Raw genomic sequence first — 19,817 nt, 5'->3', positions numbered from 1 at the left:
AGAAACGCAGGAAGTTTGCCACAGCCGGCCCCGATTCCACCGGCGTAATGAGAGGAAAATGTCCCGCTTGCCGGGGTGCTCCCGGTCTCACCCTTTCCCGAGCCCGCGCCTACAGCCAGCCCGACTTGCGGAAGCGCCAGTACAGCACCGAACAGATGGATGCGATGACGCCCAGCGTAATCGGATATCCCCAGGGCGATTCCAGTTCGGGCATGAATTTGAAGTTCATGCCGTAGATGCCGGCAATAGCCGTCGGCACCGCCAGAATGGCGGCCCAGGACGCGAGCTTGCGGGTGGTGTCGTTCTGCGCCGCCTGCCCGATCATCAGGCTGGCTTCAAACGCGAAGGCCAGCGATTCCCGCAAGGCATTGAACAGTTCGTCCACGCGCAGCACCCGGTCGGCCACTTCGCCGAAGTATGGGCGTGCATGTTCATCCACCGCCGACATCTCGACGCGCGCCAGGCGGCGGCAGATCTCGGCCATCGGCGACACCACGGTGTGTATGCGCAGCAGGTCGCGGCGCTGCCGGTACAGCCTGCGGATATCAGTATCTTTGGCGCCGCGGATCAGGAGCTTCTGTTCCGCGCCCTCGACCACGCTTTCGATCTTGCCGGCCGCGGCCACATAGCGGTCGACCAGCCAGTCCAGCACTTCAGACGCCACGTAATCGCTGCCGCGCTTGAGCAAATCGGGCGAGGCTTCCAGCCGTTCACGCAAGGGGCTGTGCGCCGCCGTCGCACCCCGGCGCACGGTGACGAGAAAGCCGTCGCCAATCAGTAGCTGGGTCTCGCCAAAGATGGGCCGTTCGGCTTCGACCTCGACCGTGATGGTCACGATCAGGACCATGTTGCCGTAGTCGATGATCTTCGGCCGCCGGTGCGGCTCCAGCATTTCTTCCTGGTTCTTGCCGCAGGCGCCCAGTTCGCCGGTGATCCGGGCCAGCAATTCCGGCGTGGGGTTGCGCAGACCTATCCACAACATGCCGGGCGGTTGGCCCTGGGGCTGGCTGTTGTACCGGGTGATGTGCTGCCCCACCTCGTCGATGGGAACTTCGCGGTCGCGGCGCCCGTTCACGTAGGCAATCGACGCGACCACCTCGCCCTTGTGGGCGTCGGCAAAACTATCTTCGGCGGACATGGACTTCCTTTGGCAACGCGATCCCTACCGGACAACTTATAAACATCGGCCGATGATAGCCCAGGCTAGGAGAACAGGCTGCGCACCCGCTTGGTGACGTCGATGCTGGGCGCCTGGGGTTCCTTGGGCTGGCCGCCGCCGGGCAAATCAGACAGTGCGGGTGGCTTGGGCAGATGGTCAAACAGCGGCAGCATCGCATTCGTGATGTAGCGCGTGCGCGAGCCGTACACATGGCGGTCGCCCATGCCCGTTTGCTGATGCACATAAAAGCGCTGCGGCACGATGAGCTGCAAGCGTTCTTTCGCGCGCGTCATGGCCACGTACAGCAGGCGGCGTTCTTCCTCGATTTCTTCGGCGGTGCCGGTGCTCATGTCGGAAGGAATGCAGCCGTCGACCACGTTCAGCACGTATACGGCCTTCCATTCCTGGCCCTTGGCGGAATGGATGGTGGACAGGATCATGTAGTCCTCGTCGCGGGACGGCGCGCCGGACTCATCGCTGGTGGCATCGGGGGGGTCCAGCGTCAGTTCGGTCAGGAAGCGTTCGCGCGACGGATAGCCCGCCGCCAGGCGCACCAGTTGGTCAAGATCGGTCTTGCGCACGCGGGCATCGTCATACAGGCGTTCGAGCTGGCCGGCATACCAGCGCAGGGCAAGATCGACATCCGCGGGCCAGCGCAGGCCGGGGTCGCACAAGGCCGCGTAGGTATCGGCAAAGGCGCCCCACTCTTCCTGGGCGGCTGCGCCCGGCTTGAATTCGCGCAGGGCTTGCAGCGGTTCGGCGGACGCAGACATGGCGTCCATCAGTTTGCCGGCGGTGGCGGGGCCAATGCCCGGCATCAACTGCGCCACGCGAAAGCCCGCCATGCGGCCACGCGGGTTCTCGGCCCAGCGCAACAGCGACAGCAAGTCCTTCACGTGCGCGGCTTCCAGAAAGCGCAGACCGCCAAATTTCACGAAGGGGATGTTGCGGCGGGTCAGCTCAAGTTCCAGCGCGGCGCTGTGGCTGGCCGTGCGGAACAGCGCCGCCTGCGATTTCAGCGTGGCGCCGCCCTCGCGCTGCGCCAACACCTGATCGGCCACCCAACGCGCCTGACCGGCTTCATCGCTGACAGTCACCAGTTCAGGCAATTGCGACGACGCGCGATCCGTCCAGAGGTCTTTGGCGAAGCGCTCCGTCGCCAGCCCGATCACCGCATTCGATGCGTTCAGGATGGGCTGGGTGGAGCGGTAGTTGCGGTCCAGCGTGATGACGCGGGCGGGCTTGGGGAATTGCGTCGGGAAGTCCAGGATGTTGCGCACCGTGGCCGCGCGGAAGGAATAGATGGATTGGGCGTCGTCGCCCACCACCGTCAGCCCGCGCCCATCGGGCTTCATCGCCAGCAGAATGGCCGATTGCAAGCGGTTGGTGTCCTGGTATTCGTCCACCAGCACGTGGTCGAACCGCGCCCCCACGTCGGCCGCGATGCCGGGGTCGGACATCATCTCGGCCCAGTAGAGCAGCAGGTCGTCGTAGTCCAGCACCTGCTGATCCTGCTTGGCGGCCACATAGCCGCGAAACAGATTCTTCAGTTCGTCTTCCCATTGGGCGCACCAAGGGAATGACGTTTTCAGCACGTCGGCCACCGGCGTCTGGCTGTTGACCACGCGCGAATAAATGGCCAGGCATGTGCCTTTCAAGGGAAAACGGGATTTGGTGGACGACAGGCCCTGCTCGTGCCGCACCATCCCCATCAGGTCTTCGGCGTCGCCGCGGTCATGGATGGTGAAGGCTTCCGACAGGCCGATGCGCAGCGCGCAGTCGCGCAGCAGGCGCGCGCCGATGGCGTGGAACGTGCCCGCCCACGGCAGCGACGGCGCCTGTTGCGAGCCGCGCAGGTTCATCACCCGCTGCAATACCGAACCCACGCGGCGATCCATTTCCTGCGCGGCGCGGCGTGAAAAGGTCAGCAGCAACATGCGTTGGGGATCGGCGCCGTTCAGGATCAGGTGCGCGACACGATGCGCCAGCGTGTTGGTCTTGCCTGAACCCGCCCCGGCAATCACCAGCAAGGGGCCGTCATCGCCGGCAGCGCCCGCCACGCCGAATTCGGCAGCTTCGCGCTGCGCGGGATTCAAGTCGGCCAGAGGGTCGGGACGGGCGGGAGTAGAAGCGGGATTCTGATCGGGCATGACGCGTTGTGACGGCGCTGGGCACGGCTGGGCGGCAAAACCTGACCGGCGGGCTGGGCTGAATTGGCGGCCAATGACTGGCTATTTATCCAGCTATCATAGCAGCGTAGCCGGCCCCGCCGCCGGCACGATACGAACCCGATTCCCCCCATGCGCCTTCTGACCGGCACCGCCTCCTGGACCGATCCCACCCTGCTTGCCTGCGGCCGCTTTTATCCGCCCGAGGCCCGCAGCGCCGAATCGCGGCTGCGCTTTTACGCCTCGCGCTACCGGCTGGCCGAGGTCGATTCCAGCTACTACGCCCTGCCCTCGGCCGACAACGCCTATCTTTGGGACCAACGCACGCCGGACGATTTTGTCTTCAACATCAAGGCCTTCCGGCTATTCACTGGCCACCAGACGCCGCTTGCCGCCCTGCCCCGCGACATCCAGCGCGAACTGGACGATTGGCCGGAGCCCATCATCTATCACGGCCAGATGCCGGAAGACTTGCGCGATGCGCTGTGGCGCCGCTATCAGCTGGCGCTGGAACCGCTGCGCATGCCGGGCAAACTAGGCGCGGTGCATTTCCAGTTTCCGCCCTGGGTCCGGCGCGATGCGCGGGGCCGCGCGCATGTGGCCGATTGCGCGCGGCGCATGGAAGAGCATCTGATTTCCGTGGAGTTCCGGCATCGCAGCTGGTTTGACAGCCCGGCCGCCATCGCGGACACGCTGGCGTTTGAACGCGACCTGGGCGTGGTGCACACGGTGGTCGACGCGCCGCAAGGCTTTGAGAACACGGTGCCCGCCATATGGGAATGCACACATCCCGATCTAACCTTGCTGCGCCTGCACGGCCGCAACACCGACGCGTGGAATGTGTCGGGCACGGCCTCGTCGGGGCGCTTTCAATACGAGTACACCGAACAGGAACTGGCAGAGCTGGCGGAACGCTTTTCGCGGCTGGCCACGCAAAGCGCGCAGGCCCACGCCGTGTTCAATACCAACTTTGAAGACCAAGGCATGCGCAACGCCGCCGCCTTCGCGTCGGCGCTGTTGCCGTTTTAGTTCCGTTCTGACGCCGTGCGGATGCTTGTGATGCCGCCTTGGTACCGTTTTAAGCCTGACGGGCACCGCTCAAGCCGCGGCCGGCTTGCGCGCCACTTCCGCCAGGCTTTCCAGCAACACCTCGAACTTGCGGGCAATGTCGTGCTCGGGCACACAGGCGTACCCCAACAGCAGCCCCGGCCGCCGCCCTGCTTCATTCACGTAATAACGCGACAGCGCACGCGTCAGCACGCCCTTGCTGCGCGCCACGTCCACCACGCGCAGGTCATCCATGTCCGGCGGCAGCGTCAGCACCAGATGCAAGCCCGCCATGCTGGCGTCGCGATGCAGCCAATCCGGCCCCAGGCGGCGTTCGATCAGGTTGACGAGCATTGCGCGCCGCCGGCCATACAGCATGCGCATGCGGCGGATGTGGGCGGCGTAATGGCCTTCTGAAATAAAGGTCGCCAGCGCCGCGTGCGTCATCAAGTGGCCTTCGCGGTACAGCTCGGCGTGCGCCGCCTGGAACGCGGCCGTCAGCGGCTTGGGCAGCACCAGATAGCCCACGCGCAGCCCCGGGTACAGCGTCTTGCTGAACGTACCCATATAGATGACGGGCGCGTCCGGCTCCAGCCCCAGCAGCGATGCAATGGGCCGGCCCGAGAAGCGGAACTCGCTGTCGTAATCGTCTTCGATGATCCAGCTGCCGCATTGCCGCGCCACGGCCAGCAACTGGCGGCGCCGGGTCAACGACATGACAGGGCCAAGCGGATATTGATGCGACGGCGTGACGAAGATGAAGCGCGGCGGCGTGCCCACTGTTTCAGGCAGGCGCATGCCTTCTTCGTCGACAGGCAGGTGCACGGTGTGCAGGCCATTGGCTTGCAGGATGGTGCGGGCGCCCCAGTAGCCCGGGTCTTCGACCCACGCCGTTTCTCCGGCTTCGCCCAGGATGCGGGTGGTAAGGTCGATGGCTTGGTGCGAGCCTTCGGTGATGATGATCTGTTCCGGGTCGCAATCGATGGAACGCGTCAGCGCCAGATGCTGGGCCAGGGCCTCGCGCAGCGCAGGCAGGCCGCCGCCGTAGGCGTAAGTCAGCAAGTCAGGCGACGGGTTGCGCCACAGCGCGCTGAAAATGCGGCCAAACTTCTTGTGCGGGAATTCGGTCAGGTCGGGCACGCCCGGCATGAACGCCCCCCATTGATAAGGCGAGGCCGACACGCCATCGACGATGGCCGCGCCACGCGGCGACAGCGCCGGCCCCGGCTGGGCTTGCGGCGGCTGGCGCAGGCGGCGGCCGCTGGCCAGATACGAGTCCGGCACTGACGCGTTGACGAAGGTGCCGTTGCCCTGGCGGCTGCGCGTATAGCCTTCGGCCAGCAGCTGGCTGTAGACGTGAACGACGGTGTTGCGGGCGATGCCGAGCTCGGCGGCCAGGTCGCGTGAGGCGGGCAGCCGCGAGTCCGCCGCGATGGCGCCGTCGAGGATCGCTTCACGGATTCCGCGATACAGGCGCTTGTTCATCGGCTCAGTAGAGCCATCTGCCAAGCGCAGCAGAAGCAAGTCACCAACAATGGACCGCAATTGGTTCTACCTGTTTTATCAAAGTGGTTCCCACAAATGGGGCCATCGTAGCATTAAATAAGGTTTTTCCCGCCCATCACGTTCCCCGAGGCAGAGATGAAGAATCAGGACCTGAATACCCGCCGTTCCCTGGCCACGCCGCGCGGCGTTGGCGTCATGTGCGACTTCTACGCCGTGCGCGCTGAAAACGCCACGCTGTGGGACGCCAACGGCAAGGAATACATCGATTTCGCAGGCGGCATCGCCGTGCTGAACACCGGCCACTTGCACCCCAAGGTCAAGGCCGCCGTGTCCGCCCAGCTGGACAACTTCACGCACACCGCCTACCAGATCGTGCCGTATGAAGGCTACATCTCGCTGGCAGAGCGCATCAACCGCCTGGCCCCCATCGACGGCCTGAAAAAGACCGCCTTCTTCACGACCGGCGTCGAAGCCGTAGAAAACGCCATCAAGATTGCGCGTTCGTCGACGGGCCGCTCGGGCGTCATCGCCTTCTCGGGTTCGTTCCACGGCCGCACCATGCTGGGCATGGCGCTGACCGGCAAGGTCGCCCCGTACAAGCTGTCGTTCGGCCCGATGCCCGGCGACATCTATCACGTGCCGTTCCCCAACGCCACGCAAGCCATCAGCGTGGCTGACTCGCTCAAGGCGCTGGACTTGCTGTTCAAGTGCGACATCGATCCGAAGCGCGTGGCCGCCATCATCATCGAACCGGTGCAAGGCGAAGGCGGCTTCAACATCACCCCGCCTGAACTGATGACCGCGCTGCGCAAGCTCTGCGACGAGCACGGCATCCTGCTGATCGCTGACGAAGTGCAAACGGGCTTTGGCCGCACCGGCAAGCTGTACGCGATGGAACACCACTCGGTGCAAGCCGACCTGATCACCATGGCCAAGAGCCTGGGCGGCGGCTTCCCGATTTCGGGCGTCGTCGGCCGCGCCGATGTCATGGACGGCCCGGCCGCTGGCGGCCTGGGTGGCACGTACGCCGGCAACCCGCTGGCAGTTGCCGCCGCGCACGCCGTGCTGGACGTCATCGCTGAAGAAAAGCTGTGCGACCGCGCCAACGTGCTGGGCGAGAAGCTGCGCGCCCATCTGGAAGGCCTGCGCGCCAAGGTCCCGGGTATCGCCGATGTGCGCGGCCTGGGCTCGATGGTGGCGCTGGAACTGAACGACGCCGATGGCAAGCCGGACGCCGAAGCCGTCAAGCGTGTGCAAGCGCGCGCGCTGGAACAAGGCCTGATCCTGCTGAGCTGCGGCGTGTACGGCAACGTGCTGCGCTTCCTGTACCCGCTGACGATTCCCGACGCGCAATTCGACCGCGCGCTGGTTATCCTGTCGGAAGCGCTGGCCGCTTGACGTTCAGGGCCTGAACCCCGATAGCCGGTGGGCAGGCATGGCAATTGCGGGCGTGCAGCGGTTTACCGCCACGCCCGCAGCCGTTTCCTGACCCCGCTGCATTTCATTCAAGGAGACTCCGATAATGACCGCTTTGACTCACCCCCTGTCGCGCCCTGAACTGCTGCGCGACGCCTGCTACATCGACGGCAAGTGGGTTGGCGCCGGCAATGGCGCGTCGATCCCGGTGGACAACCCCTCCACCGGCAAGACCATCGTGTCCGTGCCCAAGCTGGGCCGCAAGGAAACCGAACAGGCCATCGCCAGCGCTCAAGCCGCGCTGCCGGCCTGGAGCGCCAAGACCGGCAAGGAACGCGCCGCGATCCTGCTGAAGTGGGCGCAACTGATGATGCAGAACCAGCAAGACCTGGCCGCCATCATGACGTCCGAGCAGGGCAAGCCCGTGACCGAAGCCGCCGGCGAAATCGCCTACGCCGCGTCGTTCCTGGAATGGTTTGCAGAAGAAGCCAAGCGCATCGACGGCGACGTGCTGCAAAGCCCCAAGGCTGGCCAGCGCCTGCTGGCATTGAAGCAGCCCATCGGCGTAACCGCCGCCATCACGCCGTGGAACTTCCCGGCCGCCATGATCACCCGCAAGGTCGGCCCCGCGCTGGCTGCCGGTTGCACCATGGTCGTCAAGCCCGCTCAGCAAACCCCGCTGACCGCGCTGGCGCTGGCCGTGCTGGCCGAAGAAGCCGGCGTGCCGGCTGGCGTGTTCCACGTCATCACCGGCAGCTCGCGCGACATCGGCGCCGCCCTGTGCGAAAGCGACGTGGTGCGCAAGCTGAGCTTCACGGGTTCCACCGAAGTCGGCCGCACGCTGATGGAGCAATGCGCCCCGACCATCAAGAAGCTGTCGCTGGAACTTGGCGGCAACGCGCCCTTCATCGTGTTCGACGACGCCGATCTGGACCGCGCGGTCGACGGCATCCTGGCCTCCAAGTACCGCAACGCAGGCCAGACGTGCGTATGCGCGAACCGCATCTACGTGCAGGCCGGCGTGTACGAAGAAATCGCCAAGCGCCTGGTCGCCAAGGTCAACGCCATGAAGGTGGGCGACGGCTTTGGTGATGGCGTGACGCAAGGTCCGCTGATCGACGCCAACGCCGTTGAAAAGGTGCAGGAACACATCGCTGACGCGACGTCCCACGGCGCCAAGGTCATCGCTGGCGGCAAGCCGCATGCGCTGGGCGGCACGTTCTTCGAACCCACCGTCGTGCGCGACGTGACGCAGTCGATGCGCTTTGCCACCGAAGAAACCTTCGGCCCGGTCGCACCGCTGTTCCGCTTCGAAACGGAAGAAGAAGTCATTGGCATGGCCAACGACACCATCTTCGGTCTGGCCGCTTATTTCTTCACGCGCGACTACGCCCGCATCTGGCGCGTGTCCGAAGCGCTGGAATACGGCATCGTCGGCATCAACACGGGTTTGATCTCGAACGAAGTCGGCCCGTTTGGCGGCGTGAAGCAATCCGGCCTGGGCCGTGAAGGCTCGAAGTACGGCATCGAGGAATACCTCGAAATCAAGTACCTCTGCGTGGATCTGGGCGCCTGACGCCCAACCGGTGCGCGGCGCCCTGCCGCGCACCGGGGATAAGGCGGGATGTCATCAGACATGCCCGGCTTATCCCCAGCAACTGTGGACAACCCGGCAGATAACTCCTGCATAGCCGGAAAATGTCCTTTCAATCCAGTGACTTATAAATCACGATCAATTGCCGCTCAGGCGTGATAGATTTGCGCGTTCCCTGGATGACACCGAATGAGCAGAACTTTTACCCTTGAGGACACCCGCAAGCTTGCCGCCGTGCTGGCCGAAACCGCCCTGACGGAAGTCATGCCGCGCTTTCGCAACCTGCCGGAAGGCTCGGTGCGAGGCAAGAGTTCGCCGCGCGATCTGGTCACCGACGCAGACGAAGCCGCCGAACGCATGATCGGCGCGCGGCTGGCCAAGCTGCACCCGGGTGCCGTGCTCATTGGTGAAGAAGCGTCCGCGCGCAACCCGGCCTTGCTGAACATGCTGGTCGACGCTGACCTGGCCTTTCTGATTGATCCCATCGACGGCACCCGCAACTACGTCGCGGGCCTGCCGCTGTTCGGCATGATGATCGCGGCCTGCCATCGCGGCGACGTCATCGCGGGCGTCATCTACGACCCGGTCAACCGCGACAGCGCGCTGGCCGTGCGCGGCGAAGGCGCCTGGATGGAATACGAGAACGGCCGGCGCGTGCCGCTGACCGTGGCGCCGCCTGCGCCCCTGGAAGACATGGATGGCCTGATCGCCACGGGCGCCCTGCCCGAGCCGCTGCGCACCACCGTCAACGGCCATCTGTCGCGCTTGGCCAGTACCGCGTCGCTGCGTTGCGCCGCGCATGAATACCGCATGCTGGCCGCCGGGCATTGCCACATTGCGCTGTACAACCAGCTGACGGCGTGGGACCACGCGGCGGGCTGGCTGCTGCACCGCGAGGCCGGCGGCTATGCCGCGCGCTTTGACGGATCGCCCTACAAGCCCACGCACCGCACAGGCGGGCTCCTGTACGCACCCGACGCCGGCAGCTGGCACGCCGCCCGCAAGGCCCTGCTGGGCGAGGCCGTAGAGATGGCAGACGCGGGTAATCCCTAGGAATTATCCACAGTTCCTGTGGACAACCCTTTGGAAAGGTCTGTAACAGCGGGAAAAATCCCTTACGGGGCAAGCACTTGCTTAAACCGGTCAAAAACCGGCCGGTTACAAGGCGTCCAGCGCCACCGCGCAAGGCTGTTCCACCTTCAGGGTCAACAGGCTGTCGGCGCGGGTGCGGCCCAGGTTGATGGCGGCAATCGGCACGCCGTTACGCGCCGCCGCCGTCACGAAGCGGTAGCCCGAATACACCATCAATGATGAGCCCACGACCAGCACCGCGTCGGCGCTCATCAAGCCCGCGTTGGCGCGGTCCACACGGTCGCGCGGAACGGTTTCGCCGAAGAACACCACATCCGGTTTGACGATGCCGCCACAGCGCGGACACGGCGGCACGGTGAATTGCGAGAAATCTTCGCCGTCCAGATCGGCGTCGCCGTCGGGCGCATCGGTGGCGTCCAGCGACGTCCAATACGGGTTGCCCTGCTGCAAGGCCTCTTGCCAGGGCTGGCGGCCACCGCGCCAATCGCAGTTCATGCAGCGCACTTCATCCAACCGGCCGTGCAGGTCCACGACCTCGCGGCTGCCTGCGGCTTCATGCAGGCCGTCTACGTTTTGCGTGACCAGCACGCTGATGTGGCCTTGCGACTCCAGCCGCGCCAGCGCCCGGTGCGAATCGTTGGGTTTGACGTGGCCAAAGCGGCGCCAGCCAACCATGCTGCGCGCCCAGTAGCGGGCGCGCGCCAGGTCGTCGCCCATGAACGTCTGCAACGTCATGGGCGGCTTGCGCTTCCATTCGCCTTCGGTGTCGCGGTAGTCGGGAATGCCGGAGTCAGTGCTGACGCCCGCCCCCGTCAGCACGAACAGCCGCGGGTGGCGGTCGATGAAGCCGCGCAAGGCGGCCAGGTCCGAGACTCGTGTGTCCATCCTGACTCCTGTGTGCCGGTCTGGGCGCCGCCCGCAGGGGCAGCGCCCGCGTGGACGGCGCTTAGCCGCCCAGCCCGCAGTCGGGCATGTCGCTGACCAGGCTGGCCTGCGTGACGTTGCTGCCCGGCGGCACGCTGCGCGTGAGCCAGACGTTACCGCCAATGGTCGAGCCCTTGCCGATCGTGACGCGGCCCAGGATGGTGGCGCCCGCGTAGATCACGACGTCATCTTCAATCAGCGGGTGACGCGGCAGGCCCTTCTTGAGCTCGCCGTTTTCACCGGGCGGGAAGCGCTTGGCGCCAAGCGTCACCATCTGATAGAGCCGCACGCGGTCGCCGATGATGGCGGTTTCACCAATGACGACACCCGTGCCGTGATCAATGAAGAAGCTGCGGCCGATGGTGGCGCCCGGGTGGATGTCGATGCCGGTGTCGGCGTGTGCGATCTCGGCCACGATACGGGCCAGCATCGGCACGTTCAGCCGATACAGCACGTTGGCCAGGCGGTGATGAATCATCGCCGCCACGCCGGGATAGCAGAGCAGCACTTCGTCAACGCTGTGCGCGGCCGGGTCGCCTTGATAGGCGGCGGTGACGTCCAGGTCGAGGGCGGCGCGCACGCGCGGAAGCTCGGCGCCGAACTGGCGCACGATTTCGATGGCGCGTTGCTGGGTTTGGGCAGGGTCCGCGTGTTCGTGACGGCCCACGTATTGCAGTTCAAGACAGACCTGATGCAACAGCGCGTCCAAGGCCGCGCCGATGGTGTGCCCCACATAGAAGTCTTCGACCTCTTCGCGCAGGTCGATGGGGCCCAGGCGCATCGGGAACAAGGCGCCACAGAGGTCTTTGATGATCTGACGCAGGCTTTCCTGCGACGGGAATTCACGCAGGCCCGAGTCTTCACGCAGGCGGCCACGCGGGCCGCGCCACGCCACGCGCGCGTCGCGCAGGCCGGACACGATGCTGTCCAGGTTCCAGTGGGCGGGCGGGATGTAGGTGGGGCCGCTCATTGCGACTGCCCCTGGCGGGCGCGGTGTTGTCCGCGGCGTCCGGCATACGGATGGAATTCAAACATGGGAGAGCCTCACTGACGGGTGCATGGCGTGGGCGGATGCGCCGCCTGCGCCATGCTGCTACGCAATAATGCCGTCAACTGTAACCGCAGGCGCCCCGTTTCCGGAATCCCTCCGACACGCCATTGGGGTTATGCCGCGGCCCGACCCGCCGGATCGCGCACGGCCTGCCCCGCAGATTCGTCCGTATGGGCCTCGGCGTCATACCCCTGCGGATTCCCCTGCTGCCAGCGCCAGCCGTCCGCGCACATCGCCGCCACGTCATGCGTGCTGCGCCAGCCCAGCAGCGATGCCGCCAGCGCCGGGTCGGCCCAGGTCCGCGCCACGTCTCCCGCGCGCCGTCCCTGCCGGTTCAGCGGAATCCGGCAGCCGCTGGCCGCCTCGAACGCGCGCACCAGCTGCAAGACGCTGGTGCCCTGCCCCGTGCCCAGGTTCACCGCGGCAAAGCCCGTGTGCGTCATGGCGTGCGCCAACCCCAGCACATGCCCGCGCGCCAGATCCATCACGTGCAGATAGTCGCGTTCGCCCGTGCCATCGGCGGTGTCGTAGTCGTCGCCGAACACGCGCAGATACGGCTGCCGGCCCACCGCCACCTGGGTAATGAAGGGGAACAGATTATTGGGCAGGTCGCGCGGGCTTTCGCCGATGCGGCCGCTCGCGTGCGCGCCGATAGGATTGAAGTAGCGCAAAGTCAGCGCGCTGAAGGCCGGGTCCGCCACGCAGACGTCGCGCAGCATCTCTTCCACCATCAGCTTGGTGCGCCCGTAAGGATTGGTGGGCGCCAAAGGATGCGACTCATCGAACGGCAGATACTGCGGTTCGCCATAGACCGTGGCCGACGAACTGAACACCAGCCGCGTGACCCCCGTGTCACGCATGGCGCGCAACAGCACCATCGACCCTGTGACGTTGTTGTCGTAATACTTGAGCGGGTCCGCCACCGATTCGCCCACCGCCTTGCAGCCGGCCAGATGCAGCACTGCTTCTACCGGCGTACCGCTGGCCGCCGCGCCGGCCAGCACGGATTCAATCAACCCGGGCGTGCGGATATCGCCTTCGATAAGCGGTATCGGCACGCCGCACAGTTGTTCGACCCGGCGCACGGCCTCGCGGCTGCCGTTGCTGAAGTTATCCAGCACCAGCGGCCGCTGGCCCGCCTCCACCATCGCCACCAGCGTGTGCGTGCCGATGTAGCCCGCCCCGCCCGTCACCAGCACATGCAGGTCCGGCATGCCCGTCTCCGTCAAAGGTGTGCGGCCATGCCGGGCACCCATGCATGGCGCGGGCGCGGCGCCTGTGCGTGGCCGCGATAACGGTCGATCCAGTACGAGGTGGACGCGTCATGCCCCCAGTCCACCACGCCGGCCGACACCGGCACGGCCAGTTCACGTTCAATGCCCGTGGCCAGCCGTTTGCCCAGTTCCACACCCCATTGGTCAAACGGGTTGATGCCCCAGACCACGCTTTGCACAAACACTTTGTGTTCGTACAGCGCCAGCAGCGCGCCCAGACCGCGCGGGTCCAGTTGACGCAGCACGATCAGCGTTGACGGCCGTCCGCCCGGATGCACCATGTGCTGCGCGAGGCTTAGCGCGCGCTCCTGGTCGTCGATATGCGCCACGTCTTGCAGCGCTTGCTCCAGGCACTTGCCGCGCAACAGCGCTTGCCGCTGCGCGAGGCAATTGGCCAGCAACAGGCGATGCGCGTCCGGGCTGTCGGTATGCCCTTGCAGGCTGGCGATGAAGTCCACCGGCGCGCCGTCTTCGCTTTGATGCAGCCATTGGAAGAAGGTGTGCTGGCCATCGGTGCCCGGCATGCCCCAGATGATGGGCGCCGTGGGCACCCCCACCGCCGTGCCATCGCCCGCCACGCGCTTGCCCAGCGATTCCATTTCCAACTGCTGAAGATAAGTCACCAGGTGCAGCAGACGCGCGCTGTACGCGGCAATGTTCAACGAGTTGTGGCCGAGCACGCTGCAATTGACCAGCCCGGCCAGCGCCAGTTGAATCGGCGCATTGGCAGCGAATGGTGCTTGTTGGAAGTGCTGGTCCATCGCTTCGGCGCCCGCGCGCATGCCAATCAGCACATCGGCGCCCACGGTCAACGCAATCGACAGGCCCGCCACCGACCACACGGAATAGCGTCCGCCCACCCAGTCGCACATCTTGAACACCTGGCTGGCCGGCACGCCCAGCGCGCGCGCCGCCGGCGCATTGGCGGTCACCGCCGCCAGATGTTCAGACACGTCGGCTACACCGCCTTGCTTGAGCCAGGCAATGGCCGCGCGTGCGTTGTGCAGGGTTTCAGACGTGGTGAAAGATTTGGACGACACCACCACCAGGCAACGCCGCGGGTCCAGGCCGGCGATGGCGTCGTGAAACGCATGGCCGTCGATGTTGGACACGAAGCGGATCTGGCGGCGTTGCGACGGGCCGCCAAACGCCTGGATGGCCAGGCGCGGGCCCCAGTCGCTGCCGCCGATACCAATATGCAGCACGGTGGAAAAATCTGCCGTCTGATCCACGCGGCGCACGAAGTCCGTCATGCGCGAATATTCGCAAACGGAATCGGCGTCCTGGCCGTCAGGTTGCTCGCGCGTGCGGCCGGCTCGCAGCGCCGTATGCCACGCGGGCTTGCCTTCCGTCCAGTTGACCGGATCGCCGGCGAACAGCGCGTGGCGGGCATCCGCCAGCGCGCGCGCCTGCAACAGATTCAGCGCCGCGGCCTCCAGCGCCGGAGACTGGCGCTGCATGGTCAGGTCCACGCACAACCCGGCCGCTTCGATCACTTTCAGCGTGCTGGCATCCAATTCGGCAGTTTGCGCCGCCTGCGCAAACGCCTGCCACTCGGGGCTCTGCGCCAGGCCGGAATTCGCCCTTAACGCCTCAATCGCATAATTGGCCTTACCCATCGCGTGATGCTCCTTAGAACGGTAAACGAACATGAGGTGCAATGCGCCGGAACGCGTTGCGGAAGTCCTCCTCAATACGGGCCAACGCGGCCACGGTGTCTCCTTCAAAACGCAAAACCACCGTCGGCGTCGTGTTGGATGGACGCGCCAGGCCGAAGCCGTCGGCATAGTCCACCCGCACGCCGTCCAGATCGTTGATGGACACGGCGCCCGGGAATTCCCCTTGTGCGCGCAATGTCTCCACCAGTTCGAACTGCTCGCCTTCGGCGGTGTCCAGCTTGATTTCGGGGGTCGCGCAAGACTGAGGCAGGCTTTCGAGCAAGCCTGACGGGTCCGGAGCAGACGACAGAATTTCCAGCAGCCGTGCAGCGGCGTAGATGCCATCGTCAAAGCCGTACCAGCGCTCTTTGAAAAACATGTGGCCGCTCATCTCTCCAGCAAGTAGCGCTCCCGTCTCGCGCATCTTGGCTTTGATCAGGGAATGCCCTGATTTCCACATGGTGGCCCGCCCCCCCGCTTCGACGACGGCGCGCGCCACGTGGCGGCTGCACTTGACGTCGTAGATGATCTCGGCGCCCGGGTTGCGCGCCAGCACGTCGCGCGCAAACAGAATCAGTTGCCGGTCTGGCCAGATGATCTGTCCCGATTTAGTGACAACGCCCAGCCGGTCGCCATCGCCGTCAAACGCCAGGCCGACTTCGCAATCGGAATAGCGCAGGCAATAGATCAGGTCTTGCAGGTTTTGGGGGTCGGCAGGATCAGGGTGATGGCCGGGGAACGAGCCATCCACCTCGCAGAACAGTTCCGTCACTTCGCACCCCAAGGCGCGAAACAAGGCGGGCGCCACCGCGCCTGCCACGCCGCTGCCGCAGTCGATGGCGATCTTCATCGGGCGCGCCATGCGGATGTCGCCCACCAGCCGTGCCGCGTAGCAGGGCTGAAGCTGCATCTGCGTGCGCCCGCCCGGCACGTCGGCCGATTCAATCGGCAAGCGCATCGCATCGCGCAGCGCGGTGATGCCCTCGCCGTACAGCGACGCGCCGTCCAGCACAATCTTGAAGCCGTTGTGCGCGGGCGGGTTGTGGCTGCCCGTCACCGCAATGCCCGCGCCCGTGTCCATCAGGCGCGTGGCGAAGTACACCATCGGCGTGGTCGCCATGCCCAGGTCGATGACGTGCATGCCTGCCGAACGCAAACCGGCTTGCAGCGCCGCCGCCAGCTCCACGCTGCTCAGCCGGCCATCGCGTCCCACCACAATCGAACGCGCGCCCAGGTCCCGTGCCTTGCTGCCCACCGCCATGCCCAGGCTGTGCGCGAAGCGCGCATCGATTTCGTCCGGCACCGTGCCGCGTATGTCATAAGCCTTGAAAACCGCATCCAGAATTTGCGGGGTATCCCAGCCAAAAGTTCCGTGCATGCCAGTTTCTCCGGGTGGCGTTATTTGGGGCCGCTCTGTTTGAAATCGCCGTAATACGCCGCACGGGAGTATCGATAGCTCCCATACTTGGACCGGAAGCCAAAGCGTTCCGGCATGAGTTTCAAGCCGTTGAACAACACGCCGTCCACGGGCGCACCTGCCTGGATGAGCCGCTTGGCGGTCTCGCGGATTTCACCCACGGTGTTTTGGCCGGAGCGCACCACCACCATGACTGCCGCGGCATGCGTGCCCACCACCGCCGCATCGGGCGACGACAGCACGGGCGCGGTGTCCAGAATCACCATGTCATATTGGGAAGACAGTTCGCGCAGCGTGGCGCCAAACACCGGCGAGGCCAGCAGTTCAGACGGGTCGAACGTCACCGCACCCGTGGCGATGAAGTCCACGCCTTCAGACACACTGTGCTTTTTGACGCGTGCCAGCGGGATCGTGCCCGACAGCACTTCGAACAAACCGTCTTCCTTCGGCACGCCGAAATAACGGTTCAGTTGGCCCTTGCGGAAGTCGGCGTCGATCAGCAGCACGCGCTTGCCCACGCCGCCCTGAATGAACGCGAAGTTGGCCGACAGGAACGACTTGCCCACGCCCGCCACCGGGCCGGTAAACATGACCATGTTGTTGGCCGATTGGCGCAGCGACGCTTGCAGCACATTGCGGAACGATCGCAGGCTTTCGATGGGTGGCGAGTTGCCCTGGCTTTGCGCCAACAGCGCAGGCACCGTCGCGTTCTTGCGGCGGCTGCGGCGCCACAGCTTGTCCTGCATGTCGCTGTAGGGAATGGCGGCCAGCACCGGCAGGCCCGTGTAGCGTTCGACGTCTTCGGGTTCGGACAGGCCGCCGAACAACGCGTTGCGGACAAAGGCGCACAGCATGCCGAAGATCAGGCCGATGGCGGTGGCCACGCCCAGAATGATCGCGGCCTTGGGGCGCACGGGGCGGTCAGGCTGCACGGCGGCATCCAGGATGCGCACGTTGCCCACCTTGCCGGCGCGGATCAAACGCAGTTGCTGCGCGTTGTTCAACAGCCCCGTGTAGAGCTCGGTGTTCACGCGCACATCACGCACCAGGCGCACCACGTCTTGCTCCAGATCCGGCAGCTGCTTGATGTTGTTGCCAATGCGGCTGACGTCCCCCGACAGCGATGCAATCTGGCGGTCGATGGCGACGATGCTCGGGTGCGTGGGCGCAAAGCGCGTGATCAGTTCCTGACGCTTCGAACGCAGCTCCATCACCTTCGTTTGCGCATCCACCGATTGCGCCAGAATCAGCTTGGCTTCTTCGCTCAGGTCGATCGTGCCGCGCTTGTTGCGCAAGGCGTTGTACTTGGTTTCGGCCGCGTCCAGCTCGCCCTTCAGGATAGGCAGTTGCTGCTCCAGGAAGCCCAGCGATTTTTCCGCTTGCGCCGACTTCCGGTTCACGTTCTGCTGCACGTATTCCTGGCCGATCTGGTTCAGCACGGCGGTGGTCAACGCCGGGTCATTGCCTTCCAGCGTGACGCCGATCACGCCCGATGTGCGGCCGCGCTCGAAGATGCCCAGGTGCGATTGCACGTCTTCAATGGCCGCCAGGCGCGAGCTGCGCGACACGGTGAATTCGGTGCCGGGCCGGCCTGCCAACGCATCGATGTGCACGTCCATGGCGCCACCGCCAGGCAACAGGAAATGCTCGGCCTTGCCCACCGTGCCGTTGAACGTGGCGCCGGTGAATTTGTCGGTCAGCGTGTAGCGGCCTTCGCCAAGCGTGGTCACGCGAAACGGCTTGCCCAGCCATTCGTTGGGCACATCCAGCTGCGAGATCGCAATGGATTCTCCGCCCCATGCATAACCGCCACGCGGCAGGCTGGACGGATACGGCAGCGCTTCATAACGCTGTGCAAGCCATTCGCCCACCACCGGGAAGTAGCGAGGCTTGGCGTGGATGTAGAGCAGGAATTTATCGACGGCGGGTCCCACCACCATGCGCGAACGCAGCACTTCCATTTCGCCGGAGGTTTCGGCCTTGGTGTCGAACATGGCGGACACATCGCCCAACAGGCTGCGCGCCTGGCCGTTCGGCATTTCCTCTTCAACCTGCACGATGATGTCGGCCGAATAGACCGATGGGGTCACCATCACGTAGGCCAAGGCGCCCAGGAAGGCGAGCAAGGTGATCGCGAAGATCATCCACCGGTTCGACACGATTGCATCCACATGGGACGACAACGGGGTTTCCTGCTGGCGAGCCGGGACGTTCGGCTCGAATGATTCGATGGGCAACGACATGCAGCTCTCCAGACGTGGGCGCCGCCGCGGACGCGGCGCCCCCAAAGGCGTGGTTTTGGAGCCTTGCGGCCCCGAAAGGCGGACTTAGTTGATCGACTTCACGGTCTGTACCGTTTGCGCGCTCGGGAACAGGTTGCTGATGAAGCGGTTCCACCGCACCAGCGCAGCCGTATCCACGAACACGACGTCTTTGGGCTCCAGCTCGAACTTCGCTCCTACCGCCAAGGCCTGCGGCGACTTGGAGTTCAGATGGAACACCAGCGGCATCGCTTCCTCGGTACTGCGGACTACAAAAATTTGCGACGCGTCAGCCGTGAGCTGGTTAGGTCCTCCCGCCATGCCCAGCGCCTCGGTCAACGACATCCGTCCGTCGCGCATCACCACCGTGGTGGGCAGGAACACCTCGCCCATCACGAACACTTTGCTGTCGTCTCGCGGCGTGACACGCACGATGTCGCCCGACTTCAGCATCACTTGATTCAAGTCTTGGCCACGCTCGATCAGCGCAGGCAGATTCACGCGAGTCCGGCGTCCATCACGAATCACATAGACGGCGCTGCGATCAGCGGTAGGCAACAAACCTCCCGCGCGGTTGACCGCTTCAAGCAGAGTCATCGGAATGTCGTTGATGGCAACCGTGCCCGGCAACTTCACTTCGCCTTCGACGTAGACACGCTTGCTTCGATAGCCCAGCACGCGTACCGTGATCTGCGGATCCTGGATGTACTTGCCGGAACTATTCACTATGAGATTGCGCGCCTGAAGTTCCGTCAACCCCGCCACTTTCAGCAATCCTGCATACGGAAATTGGATGTATCCAGTGGATGAGACCGTATAGCCCGGAATGCCCGAGGCGGTATCTCCCATGATTAGTTCGGTCACCCCAGTTCCGATGGCGTAGGTTTGCGTCGGAAGGACGAGCTCGGGGTGATCCCACACGACAATGGAGAGGATGTCTCCGGGTCCAATGCGGTAGGGTTCAACGGTACCAACCAGGCGTTCGACGCCGTCGTTATTGATCAATGCCTGGCGGGCGCGCAAGTCGTCCACCACGAGCGAAGGCGTAATTTCCTTGATCGGCGCCACGGAGTTCGGGTCCAGCGGATCAACGAGATGGCCGGCGCTGAAGGTCATACCGGGTGACAGGGCGCAAGCGCCTAGCGAGGACACGAGCGCGATAGCGGCGATGGCCCGGCTCAACGTTCCGAAAAATGTCGTCATGGCAAATCCACTGTGAATGACTTCGTTGCTTGGAAAGGAGCCCGATG

Annotated in this window: 14 protein-coding genes; 4 read left to right on the top strand and 10 right to left on the bottom strand. The window is 64.9% G+C overall.

Going from position 1 to position 19,817, the window contains the following annotated elements; all coding sequences use genetic code 11:
* Window positions 1-109 precede the first annotated feature (109 nt).
* Window positions 110-1,138 (bottom strand): magnesium and cobalt transport protein CorA, encoded by a 1,029-nt coding sequence (locus AC1DSJ_RS05180; protein WP_054426510.1) that lies wholly within the window; start codon window positions 1,136-1,138, stop codon window positions 110-112.
* Between the two features lie 65 nt (window positions 1,139-1,203).
* Window positions 1,204-3,309: an ATP-dependent helicase gene (locus AC1DSJ_RS05175; protein WP_175171367.1), complete on the bottom strand. Its 2,106-nt coding sequence runs from the start codon at window positions 3,307-3,309 to the stop codon at window positions 1,204-1,206.
* 150 nt (window positions 3,310-3,459) lie between these two features.
* On the opposite strand from AC1DSJ_RS05175, the gene AC1DSJ_RS05170 reads away from it, so the two are divergent.
* Window positions 3,460-4,356, top strand: a complete 897-nt coding sequence (locus AC1DSJ_RS05170) for a DUF72 domain-containing protein (protein WP_441371511.1) — start codon at window positions 3,460-3,462, stop codon at window positions 4,354-4,356.
* 69 nt (window positions 4,357-4,425) lie between these two features.
* On the opposite strand, the gene pdxR is transcribed toward AC1DSJ_RS05170, so the two are convergent.
* A complete protein-coding gene (gene pdxR / locus AC1DSJ_RS05165; protein ID WP_441371510.1) occupies window positions 4,426-5,919 on the bottom strand; it encodes a MocR-like pyridoxine biosynthesis transcription factor PdxR in 1,494 nt (497 codons plus the stop codon).
* A 96-nt stretch (window positions 5,920-6,015) separates the two neighbouring features.
* Here pdxR and AC1DSJ_RS05160 point away from each other — a divergent pair, with 96 nt between their 5' ends.
* From AC1DSJ_RS05160 to AC1DSJ_RS05150, 3 genes are all read left to right on the top strand, one after another.
* The gene (locus tag AC1DSJ_RS05160) at window positions 6,016-7,278 is read left to right on the top strand and encodes a 4-aminobutyrate--2-oxoglutarate transaminase (RefSeq protein WP_441371509.1); all 1,263 of its coding nucleotides are present in this window, start codon (window positions 6,016-6,018) and stop codon (window positions 7,276-7,278) included.
* A 124-nt stretch (window positions 7,279-7,402) separates the two neighbouring features.
* Complete coding sequence (locus tag AC1DSJ_RS05155; protein ID WP_054426515.1) at window positions 7,403-8,872, top strand: NAD-dependent succinate-semialdehyde dehydrogenase; 1,470 nt, start codon at window positions 7,403-7,405, stop codon at window positions 8,870-8,872.
* 207 nt (window positions 8,873-9,079) lie between these two features.
* Window positions 9,080-9,943: an inositol monophosphatase family protein gene (locus AC1DSJ_RS05150; RefSeq protein ID WP_346550674.1), complete on the top strand. Its 864-nt coding sequence runs from the start codon at window positions 9,080-9,082 to the stop codon at window positions 9,941-9,943.
* Between the two features lie 105 nt (window positions 9,944-10,048).
* Here AC1DSJ_RS05150 and AC1DSJ_RS05145 read toward each other — a convergent pair whose 3' ends face one another.
* From AC1DSJ_RS05145 to AC1DSJ_RS05115, 7 genes are all read right to left on the bottom strand, one after another.
* Window positions 10,049-10,867 (bottom strand): NAD-dependent protein deacetylase, encoded by an 819-nt coding sequence (locus AC1DSJ_RS05145; protein ID WP_054426517.1) that lies wholly within the window; start codon window positions 10,865-10,867, stop codon window positions 10,049-10,051.
* Window positions 10,868-10,928: 61 nt separating this feature from the next.
* A complete protein-coding gene (gene epsC, locus AC1DSJ_RS05140; protein WP_054426518.1) occupies window positions 10,929-11,876 on the bottom strand; it encodes a serine O-acetyltransferase EpsC in 948 nt (315 codons plus the stop codon).
* 194 nt (window positions 11,877-12,070) lie between these two features.
* Complete coding sequence (gene galE, locus AC1DSJ_RS05135; RefSeq protein WP_342066723.1) at window positions 12,071-13,171, bottom strand: UDP-glucose 4-epimerase GalE; 1,101 nt, start codon at window positions 13,169-13,171, stop codon at window positions 12,071-12,073.
* A gap of 11 nt (window positions 13,172-13,182) precedes the next feature.
* The gene (gene pgi / locus AC1DSJ_RS05130) at window positions 13,183-14,850 is read right to left on the bottom strand and encodes a glucose-6-phosphate isomerase (protein WP_175171372.1); all 1,668 of its coding nucleotides are present in this window, start codon (window positions 14,848-14,850) and stop codon (window positions 13,183-13,185) included.
* Between the two features lie 13 nt (window positions 14,851-14,863).
* Window positions 14,864-16,267, bottom strand: coding sequence for a phosphomannomutase/phosphoglucomutase (locus AC1DSJ_RS05125; RefSeq protein WP_054426521.1), 1,404 nt, complete (start codon window positions 16,265-16,267; stop codon window positions 14,864-14,866).
* Between the two features lie 20 nt (window positions 16,268-16,287).
* Window positions 16,288-18,549, bottom strand: a complete 2,262-nt coding sequence (locus AC1DSJ_RS05120) for a GNVR domain-containing protein (RefSeq protein WP_441371508.1) — start codon at window positions 18,547-18,549, stop codon at window positions 16,288-16,290.
* 84 nt (window positions 18,550-18,633) lie between these two features.
* Window positions 18,634-19,770: a polysaccharide biosynthesis/export family protein gene (locus tag AC1DSJ_RS05115; protein WP_054426523.1), complete on the bottom strand. Its 1,137-nt coding sequence runs from the start codon at window positions 19,768-19,770 to the stop codon at window positions 18,634-18,636.
* Window positions 19,771-19,817 lie beyond the last annotated feature (47 nt).

It is taken from the genome of Achromobacter sp. 01N37, assembly GCF_056399725.1.
This window is presented reverse-complemented; position numbering and strand designations above follow the sequence as displayed.

Bases quoted from the DNA above. Each gene is read 5' to 3' on its own strand.
- AC1DSJ_RS05145 (WP_054426517.1), bottom strand. From the start codon at position 10,867: ATGGACACACGAGTCTCGGACCTGGCCGCCTTGCGCGGCTTCATCGAC.
- AC1DSJ_RS05120 (WP_441371508.1), bottom strand. From the start codon at position 18,549: ATGTCGTTGCCCATCGAATCATTCGAGCCGAACGTCCCGGCTCGCCAG.
- AC1DSJ_RS05175 (WP_175171367.1), bottom strand. From the start codon at position 3,309: ATGCCCGATCAGAATCCCGCTTCTACTCCCGCCCGTCCCGACCCTCTG.
- AC1DSJ_RS05150 (WP_346550674.1), top strand. From the start codon at position 9,080: ATGAGCAGAACTTTTACCCTTGAGGACACCCGCAAGCTTGCCGCCGTG.
- AC1DSJ_RS05155 (WP_054426515.1), top strand. From the start codon at position 7,403: ATGACCGCTTTGACTCACCCCCTGTCGCGCCCTGAACTGCTGCGCGAC.
- pgi (WP_175171372.1), bottom strand. From the start codon at position 14,850: ATGGGTAAGGCCAATTATGCGATTGAGGCGTTAAGGGCGAATTCCGGC.
- epsC (WP_054426518.1), bottom strand. From the start codon at position 11,876: ATGAGCGGCCCCACCTACATCCCGCCCGCCCACTGGAACCTGGACAGC.
- AC1DSJ_RS05125 (WP_054426521.1), bottom strand. From the start codon at position 16,267: ATGCACGGAACTTTTGGCTGGGATACCCCGCAAATTCTGGATGCGGTT.
- AC1DSJ_RS05180 (WP_054426510.1), bottom strand. From the start codon at position 1,138: ATGTCCGCCGAAGATAGTTTTGCCGACGCCCACAAGGGCGAGGTGGTC.
- AC1DSJ_RS05115 (WP_054426523.1), bottom strand. From the start codon at position 19,770: ATGACGACATTTTTCGGAACGTTGAGCCGGGCCATCGCCGCTATCGCG.
- galE (WP_342066723.1), bottom strand. From the start codon at position 13,171: ATGCCGGACCTGCATGTGCTGGTGACGGGCGGGGCGGGCTACATCGGC.
- AC1DSJ_RS05160 (WP_441371509.1), top strand. From the start codon at position 6,016: ATGAAGAATCAGGACCTGAATACCCGCCGTTCCCTGGCCACGCCGCGC.
- AC1DSJ_RS05170 (WP_441371511.1), top strand. From the start codon at position 3,460: ATGCGCCTTCTGACCGGCACCGCCTCCTGGACCGATCCCACCCTGCTT.